The sequence below is a fragment of the Streptomyces odontomachi genome (assembly GCF_024435355.1).
Classification (GTDB): Bacteria; Actinomycetota; Actinomycetes; order Streptomycetales; family Streptomycetaceae; genus Streptomyces; species Streptomyces odontomachi.
The window spans coordinates 197,066-219,483 of record NZ_JAMJWG010000001.1 but is presented as its reverse complement, the minus strand read 5'-3'; the positions used below and the strand labels follow the sequence as shown (position 1 = coordinate 219,483).

Sequence of the window (22,418 nt, the reverse complement as noted above, 5' to 3'; positions counted from 1 at the left end):
CAGGCCCTCAGGGAACACGAGGGGGCCCAGCGTGTCCTCCGGGCTGCGGCCGCTGCCATGCTGTCTTCGTCGCCAACCGATATCACCACGTTCGTCGCCACACTCAACCGGCTGTCCGTCATGGCCGCCACCCTGGGTGACCTCGAGATGGCGGCCAGCTGGCTGACGAGGACGATCGAGTTCATTCCCGACCTGGCCGCACCGCTACTCCGGGCACGGACGTACGCCAATCTGGCATCTGTCCAAGCTCGCGCCGGAAACGGTGACGCGGCCAGCGAGGCCGCCCGGTCGGCCAGGGAGGTCCTTGGCGACGAGACCCACCGGTACTCCGTCGAAGAATGGGACGTACTCAACCTGCTGGCCGCCGTTAACGCCTCCCTTGCCCGGCTGGTCAGCGATCGCGAACAGTTGGACAGCGCCATAGCGGAGTTTCGGGTCTCCAACCGCAGGGCGCTCGCTTCCCCTGTCGTGGAAATCGGCGAGCGAATAGACGCCCGTGAAATATCCCTCCTCACGTCCAGAGCCGCTCTGGAGTTCGAGGCGGCCAGGTCCCGGCACGGCCGGGAACGTATGGAGAAACTCGTGGACACCCTGGACGTCATCACAACCAGGGCCGCGGCCGTTCTCGGCGCGGATCACCCGCAAACCGTCATAGCACTGACCAACCTGGCCTGCGCGGAGTTCGAGACCGCTCGCCTCGGCGGCGACGCCGCTCGCCTGGGCCGATCGCTGCCCACCTTACGGACCGCCGCCCAGAAGGCCGCGGACTGTTTCGGACCGCTGCATCAGCTGTCCCTTGCCGCCCTCACCAACAAGGCCCACGCCGAACTGGAAACAGCCCGGCGTACTTCCTCCGGCCACATTTTGGAACACACCATACGGAGCCTCGAGGAAGTACACCGGCAGAACGTGAACGTGCTCGGGCAGCGACACGCCACAAGCCTGCTGTCCGCAGAGCTCTTGCGCGCTGCACGCCGGCAGATGAACGCGCGGACCCACCCTCTCGACGAGCCGCCCCCAGCATCAGGTCACGCCCCTCTGACCGCCCCTGTCACCTCGGCCGCATCCCGGCAGGGCCGGCGGAATCGCGGTGCTGTCAAAGAGCTCATCCGGGGCCGCTACCAGTTGCTCAGCATGATCGGCCGCGGCGGCATGGGAGAGGTGTGGCGTGCTCGGGACGAGGAGCTGGGCCGCAGGGTGGCCGTGAAGTGCCTCAAGCCGCTGACGCCACAGCAGGACCAGTCGTTCAGCCGGGTGTTGCAGGAGCGCTTCCGTCGCGAGGCGCGGATGGCCGCGTCCCTCCAGCACCGTGGCGTGACGGTCGTCCATGACTTCGGTGAGTACGACGGTGTGCTGTACCTCGTCATGGAACTGCTGGAGGGGGAGAACCTTCACCAGCTGATGTCTCGCCAGGAGGGTCCTCCGCGCGCCTTGCCGGTCGCCCAGGTCGAAGAGATCGCGGACCAGGTCGCCACCGCCCTCGCCTACACCCACGAGCAGGGCATCCTCCACCGCGACCTGAAGCCCGCCAACATCATGCGGCTCGCCGACGGCACAGTGAAGATCTGCGACTTCGGTATCGCCCGGCTCGGCCACGACGTCGGCTTCACCCAGAGGCTCACCGGCTCGGGCATCGCGATGGGCACGCCGCACTACATGTCGCCCGAGCAGATCGGCGGCATCGAGATCGACCACCGCAGTGACCTGTACTCGCTGGGCTGCGTGCTGTACGAGATCGCCACCGGGGCGCCGCCCTTCGACCTGGACGACGCCTGGGCGGTGCTCGTCGGGCATCGTGACACCCTGCCGGCGCCGCCCAGCACCAAGCGCGCCGGACTCCCCCCGTACCTGGAGCAGATCATCCTCGACCTGCTCGCCAAGGACCCCGACGCCCGGCCACGGGATGCCCGCGAACTGGTGCACCGGCTCCGCGCGGGCCGCGTCGTGACCACAGCACTGGCCGCCTCCCCCGACCAGGCCGGCCAGTTCGCGCTCGCCCGCCAGCAGTGGTCGTCGGCCCAAGAGCAGCGTCAGGACGCGCCGGGTGGCGGGCTCGGCGAACCGCGGCCGGACGGGGCGAAGGACCTGCCGCGTTGGACCCGGGGCATGACCGACGGTCCGAAGTCGACCACCGCGGGCCTTCCCCGGACCCCACCGTCCGACGCAGCCGCCGGCCTCACGGCCACATGGACCGCCGACACGGACCCGTACCTCGCGGCATCCGGCGGCCCCGGCACACCGCCCACCCCGCGGGCCGGGTACGGTCGCCCGGCCCCGCCGCTCCCCGGCGAAAGCGCACCCGCCGTCCCACCCGGGGGGACGTTCCCTGCCGGCAGCGCTCCACCTACCGCCGGTACCGGTCCCGCAACACCGGTCCACCCGGGTCCAGCCGACACCTCCGTCACCGACCCGGTGGCAGTGCTGGCCTCCCGGCACGAGACGGGTCTGAGTCTGGGCAGGTCGGGTCGTTGGGCTGAGGCGGGCGACGTGCACCGTGCGGTCGCCGGTGAGCGGGCCCGGGTCCTCGGTCCGGAGCACCCCGACACCCTCGCCAGTCGCTACGAGGTGGCCTTCAGCCTGAGCCGTACCGGTCAGGCCGCGGCGGCTCTCGTGGAGTACGGCCGCGTGGCGGCGGATCGGGCCCGGGTCCTGGGCGCCGACCACCCGGACACGCTCGCCGCCCTTCAGGAGACCGCGTTCGAACTGGGTCGGGCGGGCCGGCACGGGGAGGCGCAGGAGGTATACACCGCGGTGCTCGCCGCACGCGAGCGCACCGCGGGTCCCGACCACCCCGACACGCTGCGCTGCCGGCATAACCTCGCCTTCAACCTGAGCCGCCTGGGCCGCCTGGAAGAGGCCTGCCGCATGGCGTACGAGGTCGCCGCGGCCCGCACCCGGGTACTGGGCGCACTCCACCCCGACACCCTGGTCACCCAGCACGAGGTCGCCCACATCCTGGGACTGATCGGACACTGGGCCGAAGCACTGGAGACCTACAGCTTCCTCGCTTCGGCACGTACCGAGGCACTGGGCCCCGACCACCCCGACACCCTCGCCGCCCGCCACGAGATCGGCGTCAGCCTGGGCCGACTCGGACGCAGCACCGAAGCCCTCGAGCTGTACCGCAGCCTGGTCACCGACCGCACCCGAGTAGAAGGCCCCGACAGCCCCGAGACGCTGCGTGCCCGACACGGCTTGGGGGTCAACCTGGGCCGCTTGGGCCGCTGGGAGGACGCACTGACCGAGGCACGAGACGTGGCCGCAGCCCGCGCCAGGGTGCTGGGCGCCGACCACCCTGACACCCTGGTCAGCCGACGGGAGATCGCCGTCGCCCTGGGCTGGCTTGGCCGCTGGGCCGACGCCCTGCCCGAATACCGCACCGTGGCCGCCGCACGCAGCAGATCACTCGGTCCCGGCCACCCCGACACCCTCGCCGCGCTCAACGACGAGGCACACTGCCTGCAACAACTGGGCCGTGGCCCGGAAGCCGCCGAGCTCTACCGCCGCGTGGCTGCCCTACGCAGACAGGCCTCCGACTTCCGCTGAAGCAGGCCGGTCTGGAACAGGGCGTCGTTGCAGCAGGTGGTAGCCGGAGGCGCCGACTCTGGGCCTGTCGAGAATGCCGTCCGTGCAACTCGGGCGTCGGTTCGGTGCGGTGCTCGGGCAGGATGAGCACGTGTGCTGCTTCGTCCCGCCTACCTGACCGTCACTCACACGTTCGCCATGCGGCTACTGCCAGTGTGCGACCACGACAAGGGCACGAGGATCCTGTCCTGCGCCACCAGATCATGGTCCTTGAGCGGCCGCTCGCAGCGAACCGAGTCAAGTTCGCGGATCTGGAACGAACACACCGGCTGCGCCATGCCCTTCGCCAGTTCGAGCAGCATCACAACGCTCACCGGCCCCATCAAGAAATGGCCCCCGGGGGCACCACCGCGCGCGGCCCAGAACCGATCAGCAACCAATCCGTGCGGGCCAGCATGCGCCACACCCTGACGGCAGCACCAAGGTGGGCATTGAGACCGGAGCCATGCGCCAGGCTGCGCTCTTTCCACCCATAGCCGCATCTGCCGCAGGGCCGTTCTCCCAGCCGGCTTCGAGGCCCGCGCCCCTTCCCCTACGACGCCTCCAAGCCGGGCATGAACACGGCCGCAGGAGACGCCGCAGGAGACGGTCCGTGGTCCCAGAAGGGCGGCTACAAGCCCGGCTTGGCGCCGCTCGCGGGCTCCGCCCATCAGTCCACGGCCGCCGGGTGCACGGATCACTACCGCAGGCGTGCCTTGGATCTCCTGCTGCGCAGGACGGCGAACCGGCCCACGACGAGGATCTTCACGACGACGAGCACCACGACGACATCGGCGGCCCAGCCCGCCCACCGTGCCTGCCCCAGCAGCGCTTCGAGCAGTCCCAGGTGCACGGAGAGCGCCAGCACCACGACCGCTGCCAGGCCCACCGCTCCCAGGCGCGGCCGGTGTCGTGTGGTCCGTCCTTCGGGCGTGCTCGCCGCAGCGTCACGGGGCAGGGCCGGGGGCGTGTGCGCCTGCCGGCCGTCGTCCGCCTGCTGCCAGTGCACCTGCACCGCGTCGCGCCTCCCGATGGTTTCGAGGCGTCGGGCGATGCCTTCCTGGATCCGCCGCAGGCCGTCCTCGTCGTCGGCCTCGACGTGCAGCACCAGTTCTCCGGGTCCGGCGCGCATGATGCACCGGCCCCAGCCGAAGTCGACGAGCCCCTGATCGTCGGCCCACTCGGCCTGCCGCACCGTGAAAGCCGCGTCACCGTCGCCGTGGGCGGGTGCCTCGCGGTGCAGCTGTCCGCGCATATGGTCGATGTGCCTGCACAGTTGCACGAGGTACCGACTCGGTCGATCGGTGGCAACGCGGGCTTCCGCGGACAGCATGATGCTCCTTCTCTCTTCGGGAGTGCTTCCGGTTCCGCGTCCGCCGCGGCCCCGATGGCCAGCCGACTGCACGTGTGTTGATGCGATCCGCGCACGAGCGTCGACGGGGTCTTGTGACGTGGACGGGCTCCGACACGCGGTGGAAGTGCACCGCGACGACCGTGTGCCCCGCGGAAGCTCAGATCTTGGTGACCGCGACGAGCCAGGCCCGAACGCCGTCCGGGTCGGTGGTGATGTCGATGGTGGCCGGCTCGATGAAGTCGAGCCGCCATCCGTCGGCGAACGCCGCCTTGATCTCGTCCTGCGACACCCGGTGCGGCCCCTCGTCACCCGGCTGCTGGTCGCTGAAGCAGAGCATGAAGTAGCGGCCCTGCGCCCGCAGTACCGAGTACAGGCTGCCGACGAAGGCGCTACGGTCCTCGCCGCCGAAGATGTGGAACAGACCGCAGTCGAGGACCGTGTCGAACAGCTCCCCCAGATCGGCAAGCCGCAGTGCGTCCTGGCGGAGGAACCGGACCGTGCGGCCTTGTTCACGCGCCTTTGCCTCGGCTGTTCGCAGTGCTGTGGCAGCGAGGTCGACGCCGGTGGCGTCGAGACCGAGTCCGGCGCACATCAGCGTGTGTTCACCCGTGCCGCAGCCCACGTCCAGCACCCGTCCCCGGACCGCACCCGACTCGGCCAGCTCGAGGAACGCCGGCTGCGGACGGCCGATGTCCCACGGCGGAGGAGTGACGTACATGTCGTCGGGCCGCTCCCACGGCCGTCCGGAACCGAGCAGATGGTGGCGCGCAATGTCGGCCATAACGGAGATCCTTCCCCTTGCCTTGCCCATCCGGATGACCAGGACATCCGGATGACCGAACTGGACGGTGTCCAGAGGCGACACCACAGCTTTATCGACACACTTCGTCTCTGTCAATCCATTCTGTATTGGACACGTCAGTGCGTATACTGACGCCGTGCCGAAGTTGTGGAACGAGACGATCGACGCGCATCGCCAGGCGGTGCGCGACGCGACGTTGGACACCACCGCGACCCTGGTCGCCGAGTTCGGTCTGGCGTCGGTGACGATGTCGAAGATCGCCGAACGGACAGGCATCGGCCGCGCCACGCTCTACAAGTACTTCCCGGACGTCGACGCGATCCTGCTGGCCTGGCATGAACGCCAGGTCAGCCGCCATCTCACACATCTCGCAGAGATCCGGGACCGGACCGGCGACGCGGGCGAGCGCCTCACCTCGGTCCTGGAGGCCTACGCCGCCATCCACCAAGAGCGGGCGCGCCACCACCGCCACGAACACGGCGCCGGCATCGCCGCGTTCCTGCACATGGACGAGCACGTCTCCCAGGCGCAGAAACAGCTCCACACCTTCGTACGAGACCTGATCGCCGAAGCCGCCGAGAGCGGCGCCCTGCGGGATGACATCGCCCCCGACGAACTCGCGAGCTACTGCCTCCACGCCCTCACCGCAGCCGGCAGCCTGCACTCCGAGGACGCCGTCCACCGACTCGTCTCCATCACCCTGGCCGGGCTGCGTCCCCCACCACCCTGACGCCCACGTGCCCCTCGCCGAGGCTTCCGCCGGAGCAGGTCGCCGGCTCCGTACGGGATTCCGTGGCGTCGGCGACACGGGCGGGACGGACGGCGGTGAGCGGCCTGACCTGCGGTTGACTTGAGGGCAACCGAATCCGCCACATGCACCGGCAGCGGGCTCGCCGAACGAACGGGAGTCGGACGTGGACCTCAACGGCGCTCGCGTGCCGGTGGCCGGTGCCACCGGTATCCTCGGCCGCCCCCTGACCGCCGAGCTGGCTGTGCGGGGAGTGCGCCCGACGCTTGCCGGGCACGATCCGGTACGCCTTGCCCGGGCCTCCGAGGCGTTCCCGGGTGCTTCGGCCCACCGCTTCCTCGCGCCCGCCGCCTTCTTCCGCGCGGCACTCCCCCTCATGGCACCCGGCTCCCTCGTCGCCGCGTTCACCGGCGTGGCCGCTCAAGCCCCGCATGCGCCGTCGACGCCCGAGGGAGGCGACCCACGCCAGGTCGTCGCCGCCCCAGCCGACGCGATGGCGGCTGACGCAGCGCTGCCGCGCACGGGCAGGGACGGAACGCCCGTCGTCGAACGGCGCGCCAGGTGAACCGACCCGACGGCCCTTCCCGCGAAGCCTGCGACGTGGTCATCGTCGGCGGCGGCGCATCGGGGCTCAGCCTGGCGCACAGCCTGACGGCGACGGGCTCCCGCGCCGTGACCGTGGTGGAAGCGCCGGGCGGCCCCCGGCGAGCCCCGGAGCGTACCTGGTGTTACTGGGACGAGGGCACCGGCGACTTCGACGAAGCGGTGTGCGCCACCTGGTCCCGGCTGCGGGTGCACGACGCCGAAGGCGACGCGGTCACCGTGAACCCGTCGCCGCTGCACTACCGCATGATCCGGTCGTCCGTGTTCGAGCGGTTGGTCCATGCTCGGCTGGCCCGTTCCCCAGGCGGGCGCCTGCTGCGCGCGACGGCGGACACGGTGCGCGGCACGCCCGACGGGGCGGAAGTCCGATGCACGACGGCCGACGGACGGACGCTGACCTTGCGCGCCCGCCACGTGTTCGACTCCCGTCCACCGTGCACCCTGCCGCCGGCCCGTACACAGCTCATGCAGCACTTTCGAGGCTGGTTCGTGCGCACGGACACCGCCCGCTTCGACACCAGGGTCGCCGATCTGATGGACTTCCGCGTGCGACAGCCCTGCCATGGGCTCGCCTTCGGATACGTGCTCCCGCTGACACCGGACCGGGCCCTCGTCGAGTACACCGAGTTCTCCAGGACGCCCCTCACCACGACTGCGTACGAGGCGGCGCTGACCCGCTACTGCGGCGACACCCTGAGACTCGGTTCCTACCGTGTGGAGACGGCGGAGCAGGGCGTCATCCCCATGACGGACGGGCGCTTCCCCCGGCAGGTGGGGCCGGCCGTCTTCCGTATCGGGATGGCGGGCGGCGCCACCCGCCCCGCGACCGGATACACGTTCGCCGCCGTCCAGCGGCAGAGCCGGGCCGTTGCCGCCGCCTTGCAGGGCGGCCACGCACACGTGCCGCCACCGCACGGACGGCGTGCCCTCGCCATGGACGCTGTGCTGTTGCGGGCCCTGGACACCGGTCGGATCAACGGCCCCGACTTCTTCACCGCCTTGTTCCGGCGCGTTCCGCCACACCGTCTGCTGCGCTTCCTCGACGGAGCGACCTCGCTCCGGGAGGAATGCGGGATCGGCCTGCGCACGCCCGTCGGTGCCATGCTCCGGACCGCCGTCGAGCTGCCCTTCCTGCCCCGCCGCCACCATCCCGCGCCCGAGCCGAAGGGAGCCCCTGATGACCGTGCTGCGCGACCGTGACCTAACCCGCGCCGGGTGCCGAGCGGTGATCACCCCTGCCGGCACCCTCACCGGTGACCGTGCTCTCCACCATCACCTGCGGCGCAGCGTTCTCGACTTCGACACCGCCGCGTCCTTCACCGCCCGGCTGCTGGCCCCGGGTTTCACCGGCGCGCAGGCGGCACCCGTCGCCGGTTGGCAGACCGGCATCGTGCACACCTTCCTCGCCCGCAACGGTTTCACCGCGGCGATGGAGCAGACCCGGTGAACGCCTCGAACCGCGCGGCTCGGCGGGGCCGCGACCGCAAGGCCGAGATCGTGATGCCGCCGCCCGGCCGGGACCGCTTCGCACGGACCGACGCGCCCGGCGTCGGCGTGGTCGGCGGCGGGATCGCCGGTCTCGCCGCCGCCGTCCTGCTCGCCGAACGCGGCGCCCGGGTGACCCTCTACGAACGGGAGGATTCCCTCGGTGGCCGTCTCGCCGGATGGCACACGCGTCTGGCCGACGGATCCACGGCGACCATGAGCCGAGGCTTCCACGCCTTCTTCCGCCAGTACTACAACCTGCGCGGTCTGCTGCGCCGGACCGACCCGGGACTCGACCGTCTGAGACCGTTGCCGGACTACCCGCTGCGACACAGCGGCGGGCTGACCGACGGGTTCGCCCGTGTCCCGCGCACGCCGCCCTTCAGCGCGCTCGGCTTCGTCGCCCTCAGTCCGACGTTCGGCTGGCGCGACCTCGCTGCCATGAACCCCCGTGCCGCGCTGCCGCTCCTCGACGTCCGCGTGCCCGAGGTGTACGAACGCTTCGACTCGCTCGCCGCGACAGCGTTCCTCGACCGCGTACGCTTCCCGGAGGCGGCTCATCACCTCGCCTTCGAGGTGTTCTCCCGCAGTTTCTTCGCCGATCCCCGCGAGCTGTCCGCCGCGGAGCTCCTGCTGATGTTCCACATCTACTTCCTGGGTTCCGCGGAGGGCCTGCTCTTCGACGTGCCGGACGATCCCTTCCCGCAGGCCCTGTGGGAGCCCCTCGGCGACTACCTCCAGCGCCTGGGAGCCGATGTGCGCACCTGCACCCCCGTGTGCGGTGTGCACCCGGCGGACGGCGGGAGAGTGGCGGTGCGGACCGAGAAGGCGCTCCACCGGCATGATGCGGTGGTGCTTGCGCTCGACGTCGGCGCGCTGCGCGAAACCGTCGCGGCCTCGCCCGACCTGGGCACGCCCGCCTGGCGCGACGGCATCGCCGGCCTGCGCTCCGCCCCGCCCTTCCTCGTCTCCCGGCTCTGGCTCGACCGGCCCGTCCGCGCCGACCGGCCGGGGTTCCTCGGCACCAGCGGTTACGAGGGCCTGGACAACATCAGCGTCCTGGACCGCTACGAGGGTGAGGCTGCCCGCTGGGCCGCCAGGACCGGGGGCTCTGTGGTGGAACTGCACGCCTATGCCGTCGGATCCGACGCACACCGGGAGCAGGTCCAAAAGCTCCTGCTCGACGGCCTGCACCGGGTCTACCCCGAGACCGGCGGGGCACGGATGGTGGACGCCAGACACGAGTGGCGTGCCGACTGCCCGCTCTTCCCGGTCGGCTCACACTCCCGGCGGCCCACCGTGTCGACGCCCCACTCCCAGGTGACCCTTGCCGGCGACGCGATCCGCTGCGACCTGCCGGTGGCCCTGATGGAACGCGCCGCCACCACCGGGTTTCTGGCGGCGGGTGCCCTGCTCGCCCGATGGGGTGTGCGGGGCCAGGTGCTGTGGACCGTGCCCCGGACGGGCCGTTCCGCCGCACTGCGGGCACTCGGCGCTGCCGGTCGACGCTGAGTCCCGAGTTCCGCGAGTCCGTACGCGGCGGGTGAGCCCTGCCGCGGCCGTGCGGGCCGGTGCGGTGGGCCTGTCGGGTGGGCGGCGGACCGGCAGGAAGGCCGACCGCACCGACCGCCGCTCGCGCGGCTGGCTCACGCGGGCAGCCGGCCGGCGCTGCGCAGCGCCCAGCGCCGCTCCGCGTACGCCAGGTCGTCGCGCCACAGCCGGGCGGCCGTCCGGCGCATCAGAGGGCGCAGCGCGGGTGCGACAGCCCGCGCCAGCGCGAAGCCCCGCCGGTCCGACGTGGCGACGACGGCCTCGACGACGGCGGTCAGCGGCTGGTCGTCCGTCGGTGCGGTGAGCGGCGTGGCATGGGTCTCCACCACGGACGTGGCTCCGTCGCCCCGGGTGATGCGCATGAGCACCGTGCGCGGCCCGGAAGCGGTGAACTCGGCTCTCACCGGCACCACCAGCCGGTTCGTGACCCGGAAGGAGACGTCGACGACGAACGTGTCGTCCTCCTCGTCCACTGGCGCCCGTACCACCTTCAGGTCCGCGAACGCGTACGGGTGGAACCACGAACCGTGCCACGGGTCCAGACGGTTGGCGACCACGTCTTGTGGCTCGCAGCGTCCCACGGCGACGAACACGGCATCCACCGCGCTGCCCGCCACCGGACGCTCCGGTACCGGAGGGCTTGCCCGTGGCTCCTCGTCGCCCACCGCGTCCAGCCTGACCCAGATCAGCACCCCGTCGTCGTGGACGGGATACGGGTCCCAGCCCGCGAACGCCTCACCGTCCAGGGCCAGTCCGTGCCAGTGGCACACCAGCGTGCCACAGGCCACCCGGCCGTCCCGCAGCGGCGCCCCCAGGTGCGGGCAGGCGCCGGGCCCCGCGTGCAGTTCACCGCTGTCCGAGCGCCACAGCACGACCTCGACACCGCCGACGGTCCTGCCGCGCGGAGGGCCTCCAGCGCGGACGTCCCGTGCGGCGCCGACGACGAACCAGTTGCCGGCCGGGCGCAAGGAGGCGCGCTTGACCGCGTCGGCGATCAGCGCCGGGCGTGCCTCCTGCCAGGTCGGCCTCTGCGTCGCCCAGGCCGACGGGCCCCGGCGCCGCAACGGCGGCGTCCATCCGGTCCGGCCTCTTCGATCGGTCACTGCACCGGTCCCTTCCACTGGAGTGCCGCACCACCCGCAGGCGCTGTCCGTTGCCGGACCCGCGCGCGCCAGCGTGCGCCCGCCACCTGGACGACACCGGCCGCGGCCGACGCCGCACGGCGGCGCCGGGACACCACGGCCCTGCGGTGCAGCACCGCGTAGTCCTGTTCCGCGATCGCGTCGAGGATGCCGCTGTAGAGCGTGAACGCGGTGCGGATGCAGGGCCGTACGCGCGGATCGAGCATGGCGATGCCCGGCTCCGCCTGCCGGTACACGTCCCTCGTCAGCGTCTCGGCCGCGACCAGCGCCGCGCGGATCCTCGAGTCGCGCCGTCCCGTGCCGCGGCTCCACTCCAGCAGCGCACGGTCGACACCGTGGGCGACGAGCAGGTCCGCCGGCAGGTAGACACGGCCGCGGTCCAGGTCCTCGCCCACGTCCCGCAGGAAGTTGGTGAGCTGGAACGCCTCCCCGAGGGCCGCCGCGTGTGGTGCCGCCTCCTCACGGGGCACGACCGTGCCCAGGACCGGCAGCATCTGTAGCCCGATCACGGCGGCCGAGCCGTGCATGTAGGCCCGCAGGTCCGCGTAGGTCGGATAGTCCGTGACGTGCAGGTCGCTGCGTATCGATGCCAGGAAGGCGGCGAACAGCGCGTGGTCGATGGCGTACCGCTCGGCGGTGTCGGCCACGGCCCGGACCACGGGCTCGTGCCCGCCGCCGCTGCGCAGTGCCTGCGCGAGGTCGCGCTCCAGACGGTCCAGCAGCCGTTCGCGTTCGCCGGGTGCCGCCCGCTGGTTCAGATCGTCCACGATGTCGTCCGCCCACCGGGCGAAGCCGTACAGCGCGTGCACGGCCGAGCGGTGTTCCACCGGCAGCAGGCGGGTGGCCAGGAAGTAGGTCCTGCCGTGCCGGGCGTTGAGTTTCCGGCAGTGGGTGTAGGCGGCCCGCAGCCCGGGATCGGTGACGCCCGCGGCATCCAGTTCACGACGGGTCATGGGCACCAGCCGCGGTCGGGGTGCACGGCGGGGCGTGGCGGACGGCGGTCGGTCTTCGTACGGAGCGGCTTGGCGTGCCCGCGGTGATGCGTTCGGCGGCGAGTCTGCCGCTGATCAGCACCGTCGGGATCCCGACACCGGGAGTGGTGCCGCAGCCGGCGAGCACGACGTTCTCGACGCCGCTCACCAGGTTGCGCGGGCGGAACGGGCCGGTCTGGGCGAAGGTGTGAGCGACGGAGAAGGGGGTGCCGGCAGCGTGGCCCTGCGCCGCCCAGTCCAGCGGCGTCACCAGCTGCTCTTGCCGGATGCTCGCCGAGAACCCCGCCAGGCCCCGGCTCTCCAGCTCGGCGACCAGGCTGTCGCGGTAGCGCGGCCCGAGGTCCCGCCAGGCCGCGGCCGAGGGGCCGATCGTGGTGTTCGGACAGGGCGCGAGGACGTAGTGCAGGTGCTCGCCCGGGGGTGCCAGCGTGGGATCGTGTGCCGTCGGCCGGGTGATCAGCAGGGATGGATCGCTCATCAGCCGCCCGGACCTGGTCAACTCGTCGAAGGTGCGTTCCCAGGCCGCGCCGAAGGAGAGAGTGTGGTGGGCGAGGCCGGGCCAGGTGCGGTCGGTCCCGGCGTGCAGGACCACGGCGGACGGCGAGTGGCGCAGCCGCACCGGGCGCCACGGGGCGCCCCCCAGTAGACGGTACGAGGTCGTGAGTTCGCAGGTCAGAACGACCGCGTCACAGGGGATCCGTTCGCCGGAGGAGAGCCGGACCGCACGCACCCGGCCGGCCGAGCGCTCCAGCGCGATGGCTTCGGACGACCAGCGGAAGCCGGCACCCGCGCCGGAGGCCGCGGCCGCCATGCCCCGGGGCAGCGCGTGCATACCGCCCTTGGGGAACCAGACGCCGGCCACCGTGTCCATGTAGGCGATCACGGCGTAGGCGGCCAGGGCCCGAGCGGGGGCCACTCCGGCGTACAGGGCCTGGAAGGAGAAGACGCGGCGCAGCCGGGGGTCGGAGAGGAAGCGGCCGATGCGCCGGTCGAGCCGCCCGAAACCGCCGAGCGCCGCCAGCCGGGCCAGGTCGGGGTGGAGGAGCTGGAGGGGGGAGTCGAAGTTCGCGTCGATGAAGCGGCGCACCTGCGTCCGGTACAGCAGCCTCAGCCAGTTCCGCAGCGCACGGTAGCCGGCGGCCTCGGCCGGCCCGGCGAAGCGTCGCACCTCCGCCTCCATCGCCTCGCCGTCGGTGTACACATCAAGCCCGCTACCGTCGGCGAAGCAGGCCCGGTAAGCGGGGTGCAGAGCCACCAGTTCGACGTGGTGGGCGAGGCTGTCCCCGACGGCCGCGAACGCCTCGTCGGCCAGGTGCGGCATGGTCAGCACGGTGGGACCGGTGTCCAGATGATGCCCGCCGAGCTCCACCCGGCCGGCCCGGCCGCCCGGCACCGCGTCCCGTTCCACGACCGTCACCCGGCGCCCCGCGCCGAGCAGGTGCAGGGCGCAGACCAGACCGGACAGCCCGGCCCCCACCACCACGACGTGGTCCGTTGGACCCGGCACCCTCCTCACGCGACCTCCCCGATGTGGCAGCCGGCGAGGCCCGACGCGCGCTGGACCGTCGCTGCGAACTCCCGCCGCACGGCGGGGGCGGCATCCGTTCGCGCGAAGTGCCGCAGGCCGTCGACCGCGAGTTCCGCGATCCTCGACTCCACCACGGCCCGGGCTCCGGTCCGCTCCAGCGCGGCTCGCACGCACTCGACGGTGTGCTCCTGCCGCGCGGCCCCGCCGGCGGCGAGCACTGCGGCTGCCTCCTCGTCGCCGTCGGCGCGCGCGAGCCCGAGCGCGACGGTCAGGAGATAGGTGAGCTTGTGGGAACTCAAATCGTCCCCGGCCGGTTTGCCGGTCGCTGCCGGGTCCCCGAACGCACCGAGGAGGTCGTCGCGGAGCTGGAAGGCCAGCCCCGCACACCGGCCGGCCGAGCGGAGCGCCTCCATGGTGTGCTCGTCGGCGCCGGCCAGCGAAGCCCCCAGGGTCAGCGGCCGCGCGACCGTGTACAGCGCGCTCTTCAGCACGGCGGTCGCCAACACCTCGTCGACGCCTGACGAGCCGGTCGCCTGCGCGTGGATGTCCCGGTACTGGCCCGCGACCATCTCCTCACGCATCGCCCGCCACTCGTCGTGCAGACGTGAACCGTACGGCGAGCCGAGCGCCGTCTCCGTCAGCAAGTCGTCCGCCCACACCAGCGCGAGATCGCCGGCAAGCACTGCGGCGGACGTGGCGAACGACTCCGGCGAGCCGCTCATCCCGGCCGCCCGGTGCATTCTGGCCAGGTCCACGTGCAGCGCGGGCGCTCCCCGGCGCAGCGGTGACCCGTCCATCACGTCGTCCTGTACGAGCGCGCACGCCTGAAGCAGTTCAAGAGCGGCTCCCAGGTCCAGGACCGCCGCCGCGTCGCCCGAGCCGCCCGCAGCCCGCCACCCGCACCACGTGAACGCCGTGCGCAGCCGCTTGCCTCCATGCCTGACGAACGCAGCGACCCGGCCGGCCACGTCACGGGCGAACACCGGGTCGGTCGCGCGGGCCTCACGCATTCTCGTGTCCAGGACACGCCCCAGCACGGCCTCGACGTGCTTGATGGCGTCGGAGGCGGTGCTCGGGGGCTCAACCCGTTCCTCCCCTTCGGCCAGGCCGAGTCGCAGTCCAAGCACACGCAATCCCTCACTCTCCGTAAACCAGACACCATGGATTCCGGCGCGGTCCCCCTATGGATGCCACGATTCCTGCCCTGCGGAGCAGGTTCCCGAGGGGCACTCACCCCACCGGCCCAGTCGGGGCCCGCATCGCCTGCTCGCGCGGTCCCCGTCGTCGGCGGATGAGCGAGCAGGTCGCCGAGGTGACACGCGGCCGCTCCGCACCGACCCGAAACGGGCGACCGCGTGCATCTCCTGGAAAAGGGTGCGTATATCTTGAGGCCAGTGTGAGCGGTGTGCATCCTGAAGCCGCAGGTCACAGGTGTGGCGTGAGGGGCGGGAGGGGCACTCGGGCAGGGCATGCGACACCGCCACCGAAGATGGCCACGGCGCCGGCAACGGTTCCCGGACGGCCGTCCCACAATCCTGCGCGACGTATGGACTGGAGGTTCCGGTCGGCGGCGGAGGCCCACCACCCATGATCACCGGAACCACCAGGGAGCCCGCAGCATGACCGGCACCACGAAGGCCCTTGGCGGGTCGGCTGTAGTCGACGAGGCGGCACGAGGTGTCACGCGCCCGTTCTACATATACGCCGTGCTCACCAACACGCTGTTCCAGCGGGGCGTGTTCGTCCTCTTCCTTCAGCAGCGAGGCTTCTCCGCCGGGCAAGTGGCCCTGCTACAGACACTGCTCTACCTGGTCAGTGGAGTTGCGGAGTTGCCGACGGGAGTCATCGCCGACCGAATAGGAAGGCGTGCCAGCATCGTGATCGGCCAGATGCTGATAGCCGGATGTCTGCTCGGTCAGGTGGCGTTCTCCGACTACTGGGTGTTCCTGGCACTCTTCATCGGGCAGGGCGTGGGCATGGCGTGTGTGTCCGGCTCGGACACCGCCCTGCTGTACGACCTGCTCGTGCGTCGTGGTGCAACCGCCGGCTACGTAAGGATCAGGTCCCGGTTCACCATGCTCGGGACGGTCACCTCGGGAGCCGCCATCGTCCTCGGCGGCCAACTGCAACAGATTTCCTGGTGGGTCGTCTACGTCGGTTCTGCGGCGTGTCTCGCCCTGGCCGTAGTGGTGCTGATGTCACGGGTGCCCGAGATCCGCGGCGCGGACGCGGTGGACGAGCAGGACGGAACCGAGGGGGAGCACGGCGACGCCACGGCGTGGCGGGCGATGCTTCGGGTCGCCACGCCGGCGCTCGTGACGCTTGTCGTGGTGTCGGCGATGATGCATGCGACTTTGACGCCGTACATCATTTTCACGCAGAAGACCCTCTCCGATCAGGGAGCGGGTACCGCATCGGTCAGCGTGGTCATATCGGCGGGATTCTTCGTCGGCGGGCTCACCCCGCTGCTGTCGGACCGCGCGGACCGGCGCATCGGGTACCGGGTCATGGTCCCGGTGTCTCTCCTGACGCTCGCCGCGGCTCTCGGCCTCAGCGGCCTCGGCCTTGTCTGGATCACCGTCGCCGCGTTCCTGGCCCTGGTCGGGGTTCCCGAGATCACCGCCGTGCTCGTGGACAACGTGTTCAACGAGGCCGTGCCGTCGCGCCACCGGGCGAGCCTGCTGTCGATGATCGCATTCGTGGAGTCGGCGCTCATCGGCGTCGGCTATCTCGTCCTCGGTGCGCTCATGGACGGGCTGGGCTCCGGTGTGGGCATGGCCGGCTACGCCGCGGTTCCCGTGCTGGCATGTCTCCTGTGGCTTCCGGTGCTCTTCCGAGGGGCACGGGTGAGCACCGAGATCGAGAAGCCCGCCGGCCACGAGGCATCCTGAAACGCCCCTCTCGAGCACCACCCGACAACTGAACGCCGCTGGCACACATCTCGTTTCATTCGTTCGTGTTGTTGCAGTCGAGAAAGTACTTCTCCAGCACGTCGAAGGACGGCTGGATCTTCTTGTTGAAGACCGGCTCCGTCACGTCGGACATCCGCGAGTCCGGCTTCAGCTTGCTCGATGACGTCTTGAGCGCGCCGAGCGCCGCGCGGAACTCCTTGGCGATGGCCGGTGGCGCGCTCGCCTGAACCCCGTCGCCGAGGCGAATGGTCGAGGCAGCCTCCTGCTGCAGTTTCTTCAAGTCCATGCGCTGGCTGTGCACCGCATCGGCCAGATCGCCGCGGTAGCTGGTCAAGCCCAGATGAAAGCGTGTCAACTCATCGCAGAAGGGCGAGGGCTTCGAGGGACCGGGTGAGGCGGAGGACGCCGCGGCGTGGGCTTTCGCCCTCGATCCCGGAGAGTCCGAGCCCGCAGAGCCTGAACAGCCCACCGTCATCAGTGTGGCGGCCGTCGCCCATGCGACGACCGCCGCGGAGACGCGTACTCGTTGCGCTGTCATGGGCGCAGAGTAGGAGCCGTCGCTCGGGAGGGGGCCCCACCGAAGCTGATCGTGCAAGACCATCTGGGCAGAGCAGCTACTCCCAACCCGTCGAGACGCAGCACGAGCGGACGCAACGGCGAGGAAGACCACGTCAGAGGGAGACATCCGACACCTCCGGTGGCAAGATCGGCGCCACTCACTGGCACAGGTAGGCCCTCGCCGACCGTAGTTATGGAGGCGCCCATGTCCACTCGCTCCGCGTCACACCTCATAACCACCGCCGCCGCCCTCGCCGTACTGGTGGGCTGTACGAGCACCAAGTCCTCCGATACGGGCGGCTCGACACTGGATCTGGTGGAGCCCGGCAAGCTCAAGACCTGCACACACCTGCCCTACGAGCCTTTCCAGTCCCGCAAGGGCAACACCGTCGTCGGCTTCGATGTCGACCTCGTCGACCTGGTCGCCAAGGACCTCAAGGTCAAACAGGAGATCGTCGACACCCCCTTCGAGGGAATCCAGACCGGCGAGGATCTCAACACGCGCAAATGCGACCTCGCCGCGGCCGGCATGACCATCACCCCGGTACGCGAGGAGAACCTGGACTTCACCGACCCCTATTTCGATGCAACACAGGCGCTACTGGTCAAGAAAGGCGCTCCGTACCACTCGATGGCCGACCTCAAGGGGAAGAAGCTCGGGATCCAGCAGGGCACCACGGGTGAGACCTACGCGAAGAAGCATGCCACGGGTGTGACCACGGTGGAGTTCGAGGATGTGACATTGTTGCTCACCGCCCTGAAAACGGGCCAGGTCGACGCGGCCATCAATGACAATGGCGTCCTCTTCGAGTATGTGAAGAAAAACCCGGACACCGCGGTGGCGACGGAATTCCAAACGGGCGAGAGATACGGCATCGGAGTACGCACGGGAAATGACAAGCTGCGCAAGGAAATCAACAAGGTGTTGAAGAAATCCAGGGCGGACGGCACCTACGACCGGATTTACAAGAAGTGGTTCCCCACCGCTCCCAAGAAGTGAGGAATCCACTACCGATGCCGATATCTCGCAAACAGCGGGCCCGCGTCGTCCGGGCCCTCCAATACACCGTGCTGGCCGCCGCACTCCTCGCGCTCGCCCTCTCCGCGGACTGGGGCGAGATACGCCGCGCCTTCTTCGATGTCGGGGTGGCCAAGGCGCAGTTCCCCGACATCATCGGCACAGCCCTCGTCAACACAGTCATCTACACGCTGCTGGGGTTCGGCTTCGGGCTGGTTCTCGGGCTGCTTCTCGCACTGATGAGGCTGTCGACGGTGCCGCCCTACCGCTGGTTGGCCGTCGCGTACATCGAATTCTTCCGGGGTGTCCCGGCGCTCCTCGTCTTCATCGCTCTCGGCTTCGGGGTCCCGCTCGCCTTCCAGGTGGCACTCAACCAGTATGTGACCGTCATGCTGGCTCTCGGCCTTGTCGGCGCCGCCTACATGGCGGAGACCATACGCGCGGGGATCCAGGCGGTACCCAAGGGACAGCTGGAGGCTGCGCGTTCGCTCGGAATGTCGCAGAGCCGGGCGATGGTGTCCATAATCATTCCGCAAGCCTTGCGGATCGTGCTGCCGCCACTCACCAACGAACTGATCCTGCTGACGAAGGACTCGTCACTTGTGTATTTGCTGGGTCTGTCGCTCGATCAGTACGAGTTGGCAAAATTCGGCAGGGACGCGCTGAATCAGAACCGCAGCCTCACACCGATCCTCATCGCCGGGCTTTGCTACCTGGTCATCACTTTGCCGCTCGGCCATCTGGTCCGGCGGCTCGAAGCACGTACGGCGAGGGCGAGGTGAGCGCGGTGCCTACCGTGCCTGGAACTGACGAAACGGCGACGGGGAAATCCGCAACGGCCATAGCGGTGCGTGGACTGCGCAAGTCGTTCGGCGAGCTGGAGGTGCTGCGCGGCATCGACTTCACGGTCGCCAAGGGGGACGTGGTCTGCGTGATCGGACCGTCCGGTTCGGGCAAGTCGACGCTACTGCGCTGCGTGAACCGGCTGGAGGAGGCGACGTCGGGGACGATCACGGTCGCCGGCGCCGAGGTCACCGACCCCGATGTCGACATCGATCGGGTGCGCCGGCGGATCGGCATGGTCTTCCAGTCGTTCAACCTCTTTCCGCACCTCACGGCGCTTCAGAACCTGACGATCGCCCAACGCCGCGTACTCGGCCGCGACAAGGAGGAAGCCGAGCGGATCGGCCGAGAGCAGCTTCGCCGGGTCGGATTGACCGACAAGGATTCCGCCTACCCGGCTCAGCTGTCCGGCGGCCAGCAGCAGCGGGTCGCCATCGCTCGTGCGCTGGCCATGGACCCGGAGCTGATGCTCTTCGACGAGCCGACGTCCGCGCTCGACCCGGAACTGGTCGGGGATGTCCTCGCGGTGATGCGCTCACTCGCCGACGACGGGATGACCATGCTCGTGGTGACCCACGAGATGAGCTTCGCCAGGGAGGTCGCGGACCGTGTCGTCTTCATGGACGACGGGGTCATCGTCGAAGAGGGAGACCCCGCACAGGTGATCGGCGCTCCGCGACATGCCCGTACCCGGTCCTTCCTGGCCCGCGTGCTCGATCCGGCCGCGGCTGAGCTGAGCGAACTCACCGACGATGAGGCGGGAGGCGCCCTTTCCACATAAGTGTGCCGATGGCCCGCTGCGGCGCCCGGCAGACCCTCCAGCCGGGGCCGGCAGCAGCACACGTCGCCCGGTCCGCCAAGTTCGTCCCGCAGGCCCGCCACCACGACCACTCAAGGGACAGCCCTCACCCTCTTCCGGGCTTCCTCAACACGCAGATGGGCAACCGTGAGTGCATCACACCCGCTCCTGACGTTCTTCATGGACGCTGCCGACAACTGCTTCCCGCCGGCCGACGGCGGGGTGACGGTGCTGCCGCCCCTGCCCGGGGGGCTCGAATGCTCGGTCGCCTTCACCGGTCACGCCGTCGTCGCCACCGCCATGACCGAGCAAGCCGTGTACGCCCGGAGCCCGGACGGTTTCGGCGAGTCGCTCTCTGCGGACTTCCTGCGCCACCTCGCCGGGCCCAAGGGATGGATCGGCGTCACCGACGCCACACTCACGGCCCGCGGCACCGGTGGCCCCCCGCGTCTGGCGGAACTGACCGGCGCAGACGACCATCCACGTGTCCGCCACGCCCGATGGCTGCGGACGAACGTCCAGGTCCACGGTGACGAACGTGGCCTCATCACCCTGGCCGACGGCCTTGCCGGGCGGCGGGAGCTGAGTATCGAACTCCACCACGCTCAGGACGGCAGCCGAGGGCATGGACGGGCGCTCCTGTCCGATGCCCTCTCGCTGGTCCCCGAGGGTGAACCGCTCTTCGCCGCCGTCTCCCCCGGCAACGCCCGCTCCCTGCGTACCTTCCTCGCCTGCGGATTCACGCCCATCGGCAGCGAGGTCCTGCTGCGTCCCGAGCGCAGGTGACCGGCCGGCCGCGAGCGGGCTGCCGCCGGCAGAGTCGTTCGGGTCAGGGGCGGCAGCTCGGTACGGCCCGGCCGGCCTTCGCTTCCGAGGACCGTGCATTCCTCGCCGCCTTTCTTCTCAGGGCCGGATGTTCACAGGTCTCAGGGCCGGATGTTCTCGAGGTCCTCCAGAAGGCTGGGGTGCTTCGGCTCCCAGCCGAGCGTCTCCCGGGTGTGGGTGCTGGATGAGGGCTGGTCGGTCGCGAAGATCGGGCCGAGGGTGCCGTAGGTCTCCGCCGGCACCGACTCGACGGGTAGGCCCAGCCTTCGGCCGATGACCTCCGCGATGTCACGCACCTTGTCTCCCTCGTCGGCCACGGCGTGCCAGGAGGTACCGGCTTCCGCCTGCTCCAGGGCGAGCCGAAAGAGAACTGCCGCGTCGAGCGCGTGTACGGCCGGCCAACGCTGTGCGCCGTCGCCCGGGTAGCCGGACACTCTGGTCTGGCGCGCGATGCTGGTCATCAGGCCGGCGAACCCGCCCGCGCCCTGGTTGTGAACCGTGCGCGGCATGCGCACGGCCGTGCATCGGACCCCGCGTGAGGCCAGGCCCAGAACCGCGGTGACCGCGCGACCGCGACCACCGACCGGCCCGCCGGTCGGCAGCGGATCGGCCTCGGTGGAGACGCGGCCCGGCACGCTGGGCGTACCCGAGACGGTGACGAAGGGGCGTTCGCTGCCCGCGAGTTCCTCGCCGAGGGTCGCGATGGCGGCGCTTTCCTCGGCGACCGCCTTTGCGAGGGCGCCGGGGCTGCTGAAGTCGTTGGTGAAGGCCAGGTGGATCACCCCGTCGGTCTGAGCGGCGCCGGCGCGAAGGATGTCCAGGTCGGCGAGCGCCCCCCGGAGCGGCTCGGCGCCGGACGCCTCAGCGGCCAGGGCCGACGCCTCGGAGCGGGCGAGCGCGAGGACCGTATGACCGTTGCCGAGGAGCTCGGCGACGACGGCGGACCCGATCAGACCGGTACCACCGGTGACAAAAACGCGCATGTAACCCTCCACAAGTGATGGGACTCTTGTCCCATCACTATAGCAAGGTGATGGGACAAGAGTCCCATCACATATGATGGCCCCATGGGTCGATGGGAACCAGGAGCGCGCGAACGCCTCGTCATGGCCGCCGTCGACCTGTTCACCGAGCAGGGGTACGACGCCACGACGGTCACGCAGATCGCCGAGCGCGCCGGGGTCACCAAGAGCACCTTCTTCCGGCATTTCCCCGACAAGCGCGAGCTGCTGGTGGCAGGGCAGGAGACGCTGAGCCGGCTGCTGGCCGAGGGCATCGCCGAGGCGCCCGGTCACGCCAGTCCGCTCGAAGCCGTCGCCGCCGGTCTCGAACGCGCCTCGAGCGCGATGGGCCCCGTGAACCGCGAGCTCGCGCCTCGTCTGAAGGCGGCCGTCGCCGCCAGCGCCGAACTTCAGGAACGCGACGCCCTCAAGAGCGTCAGTCTCGCGGCCGCGGTGACAACCGCCCTGGTCGCCCGCGGTGTACCCGATCCGACTGCGGCGCTCGCGGGTGAGCTGGGCATCCTCGCCTTCAAACGGGGGTACGCCGCATGGTCCGAGGGCGACCGTGATGCCGATGACGAGCTTGCCGGGCACATCCTGGCGGCCCTGGACGAGCTGCGTGCGGCGAGCGCATCGCTGGGCTGACCGGAGGACCGGCACGGTCGCGGGGACGGCATCGGCCACGGTGGAGGG

Annotated in this window: 20 protein-coding genes and 1 pseudogene; 12 read left to right on the top strand and 9 right to left on the bottom strand. The window is 70.4% G+C overall.

The features are described 5' to 3' along the window. Positions 1–1,134: 1,134 nt before the first annotated feature. Positions 1,135–3,546 (top strand): serine/threonine-protein kinase, encoded by a 2,412-nt coding sequence (locus tag NQO67_RS00920; protein WP_374118895.1) that lies wholly within the window; start codon positions 1,135–1,137, stop codon positions 3,544–3,546. A 164-nt stretch (positions 3,547–3,710) separates the two neighbouring features. Here NQO67_RS00920 and NQO67_RS00915 read toward each other — a convergent pair whose 3' ends face one another. From NQO67_RS00915 to NQO67_RS00905, 3 genes are all read right to left on the bottom strand, one after another. Then, entirely contained in the window at positions 3,711–3,899 is a 189-nt protein-coding gene (locus tag NQO67_RS00915) for a hypothetical protein (RefSeq protein ID WP_255945292.1), read from the bottom strand. A 365-nt stretch (positions 3,900–4,264) separates the two neighbouring features. After that, positions 4,265–4,897, bottom strand: coding sequence for a DUF2218 domain-containing protein (locus NQO67_RS00910; RefSeq protein ID WP_255945290.1), 633 nt, complete (start codon positions 4,895–4,897; stop codon positions 4,265–4,267). A gap of 178 nt (positions 4,898–5,075) precedes the next feature. Further along, positions 5,076–5,699 carry a class I SAM-dependent methyltransferase gene (locus NQO67_RS00905; RefSeq protein ID WP_255945288.1) on the bottom strand — a complete coding sequence of 208 codons (624 nt, stop codon included), beginning with the start codon at positions 5,697–5,699 and terminating at the stop codon, positions 5,076–5,078. A 157-nt stretch (positions 5,700–5,856) separates the two neighbouring features. Here NQO67_RS00905 and NQO67_RS00900 point away from each other — a divergent pair, with 157 nt between their 5' ends. The 5 genes and pseudogenes from NQO67_RS00900 to NQO67_RS00880 all read left to right on the top strand — a co-directional run bounded on the left by NQO67_RS00900 (position 5,857) and on the right by NQO67_RS00880 (position 10,068). Further along, positions 5,857–6,450, top strand: coding sequence for a TetR/AcrR family transcriptional regulator (locus NQO67_RS00900; RefSeq protein WP_255945287.1), 594 nt, complete (start codon positions 5,857–5,859; stop codon positions 6,448–6,450). 184 nt (positions 6,451–6,634) lie between these two features. Then, positions 6,635–7,033 (top strand): SDR family oxidoreductase, encoded by a 399-nt coding sequence (locus NQO67_RS00895; RefSeq protein WP_255945286.1) that lies wholly within the window; start codon positions 6,635–6,637, stop codon positions 7,031–7,033. Next, positions 7,030–8,271: a lycopene cyclase family protein gene (locus NQO67_RS00890; RefSeq protein ID WP_255945285.1), complete on the top strand. Its 1,242-nt coding sequence runs from the start codon at positions 7,030–7,032 to the stop codon at positions 8,269–8,271. Before NQO67_RS00895 ends, NQO67_RS00890 begins: the two co-directional genes overlap by 4 nt. Next, positions 8,267–8,518, top strand: a pseudogene (locus NQO67_RS00885) (ubiquinone biosynthesis methyltransferase UbiE); the annotation flags it as partial. The gene NQO67_RS00890 and the pseudogene NQO67_RS00885, both read left to right, overlap by 5 nt. A gap of 53 nt (positions 8,519–8,571) precedes the next feature. Continuing rightward, positions 8,572–10,068: an FAD-dependent oxidoreductase gene (locus tag NQO67_RS00880; RefSeq protein ID WP_255946658.1), complete on the top strand. Its 1,497-nt coding sequence runs from the start codon at positions 8,572–8,574 to the stop codon at positions 10,066–10,068. Positions 10,069–10,202: 134 nt separating this feature from the next. Here the strand turns inward: NQO67_RS00880 and NQO67_RS00875 are convergent, their stop codons facing one another. From NQO67_RS00875 to NQO67_RS00860, 4 genes are read right to left on the bottom strand one after another with little or no spacing between them, the layout of a single operon-like run. Continuing rightward, positions 10,203–11,210, bottom strand: a complete 1,008-nt coding sequence (locus NQO67_RS00875; RefSeq protein ID WP_255945284.1) for a DUF5914 domain-containing protein — start codon at positions 11,208–11,210, stop codon at positions 10,203–10,205. Then, entirely contained in the window at positions 11,207–12,202 is a 996-nt protein-coding gene (locus tag NQO67_RS00870; RefSeq protein ID WP_255945283.1) for a phytoene/squalene synthase family protein, read from the bottom strand. The genes NQO67_RS00875 and NQO67_RS00870 overlap by 4 nt, the downstream gene beginning before the upstream one ends. Beyond that, a complete protein-coding gene (gene crtI, locus NQO67_RS00865) occupies positions 12,189–13,757 on the bottom strand; it encodes a phytoene desaturase family protein (protein ID WP_255945282.1) in 1,569 nt (522 codons plus the stop codon). Before crtI ends, NQO67_RS00870 begins: the two co-directional genes overlap by 14 nt. After that, positions 13,754–14,896: a polyprenyl synthetase family protein gene (locus tag NQO67_RS00860; RefSeq protein ID WP_255945281.1), complete on the bottom strand. Its 1,143-nt coding sequence runs from the start codon at positions 14,894–14,896 to the stop codon at positions 13,754–13,756. The genes crtI and NQO67_RS00860 overlap by 4 nt, the downstream gene beginning before the upstream one ends. 492 nt (positions 14,897–15,388) lie before the next feature. Between NQO67_RS00860 and NQO67_RS00855 the strand changes: the two genes are divergently transcribed. After that, positions 15,389–16,660 carry an MFS transporter gene (locus NQO67_RS00855; protein WP_255945280.1) on the top strand — a complete coding sequence of 424 codons (1,272 nt, stop codon included), beginning with the start codon at positions 15,389–15,391 and terminating at the stop codon, positions 16,658–16,660. Positions 16,661–16,715: 55 nt separating this feature from the next. Here NQO67_RS00855 and NQO67_RS00850 read toward each other — a convergent pair whose 3' ends face one another. Then, positions 16,716–17,015 carry a hypothetical protein gene (locus tag NQO67_RS00850; protein ID WP_255945279.1) on the bottom strand — a complete coding sequence of 100 codons (300 nt, stop codon included), beginning with the start codon at positions 17,013–17,015 and terminating at the stop codon, positions 16,716–16,718. A 429-nt stretch (positions 17,016–17,444) separates the two neighbouring features. Between NQO67_RS00850 and NQO67_RS00845 the strand changes: the two genes are divergently transcribed. From NQO67_RS00845 to NQO67_RS00830, 4 genes are all read left to right on the top strand, one after another. After that, complete coding sequence (locus tag NQO67_RS00845; RefSeq protein WP_255945278.1) at positions 17,445–18,239, top strand: ABC transporter substrate-binding protein; 795 nt, start codon at positions 17,445–17,447, stop codon at positions 18,237–18,239. Between the two features lie 14 nt (positions 18,240–18,253). Next, a complete protein-coding gene (locus NQO67_RS00840) occupies positions 18,254–19,039 on the top strand; it encodes an amino acid ABC transporter permease (protein WP_255945277.1) in 786 nt (261 codons plus the stop codon). A gap of 14 nt (positions 19,040–19,053) precedes the next feature. Then, positions 19,054–19,881, top strand: a complete 828-nt coding sequence (locus NQO67_RS00835; protein WP_308295605.1) for an amino acid ABC transporter ATP-binding protein — start codon at positions 19,054–19,056, stop codon at positions 19,879–19,881. Between the two features lie 165 nt (positions 19,882–20,046). Next, entirely contained in the window at positions 20,047–20,685 is a 639-nt protein-coding gene (locus NQO67_RS00830; RefSeq protein ID WP_255945275.1) for a hypothetical protein, read from the top strand. 140 nt (positions 20,686–20,825) lie between these two features. Here NQO67_RS00830 and NQO67_RS00825 read toward each other — a convergent pair whose 3' ends face one another. Then, positions 20,826–21,707: an SDR family oxidoreductase gene (locus NQO67_RS00825; RefSeq protein ID WP_255945273.1), complete on the bottom strand. Its 882-nt coding sequence runs from the start codon at positions 21,705–21,707 to the stop codon at positions 20,826–20,828. Between the two features lie 84 nt (positions 21,708–21,791). Between NQO67_RS00825 and NQO67_RS00820 the strand changes: the two genes are divergently transcribed. Next, positions 21,792–22,370: a TetR/AcrR family transcriptional regulator gene (locus tag NQO67_RS00820; protein ID WP_255945271.1), complete on the top strand. Its 579-nt coding sequence runs from the start codon at positions 21,792–21,794 to the stop codon at positions 22,368–22,370. The last annotated feature ends 48 nt before the right edge of the window (positions 22,371–22,418 follow it).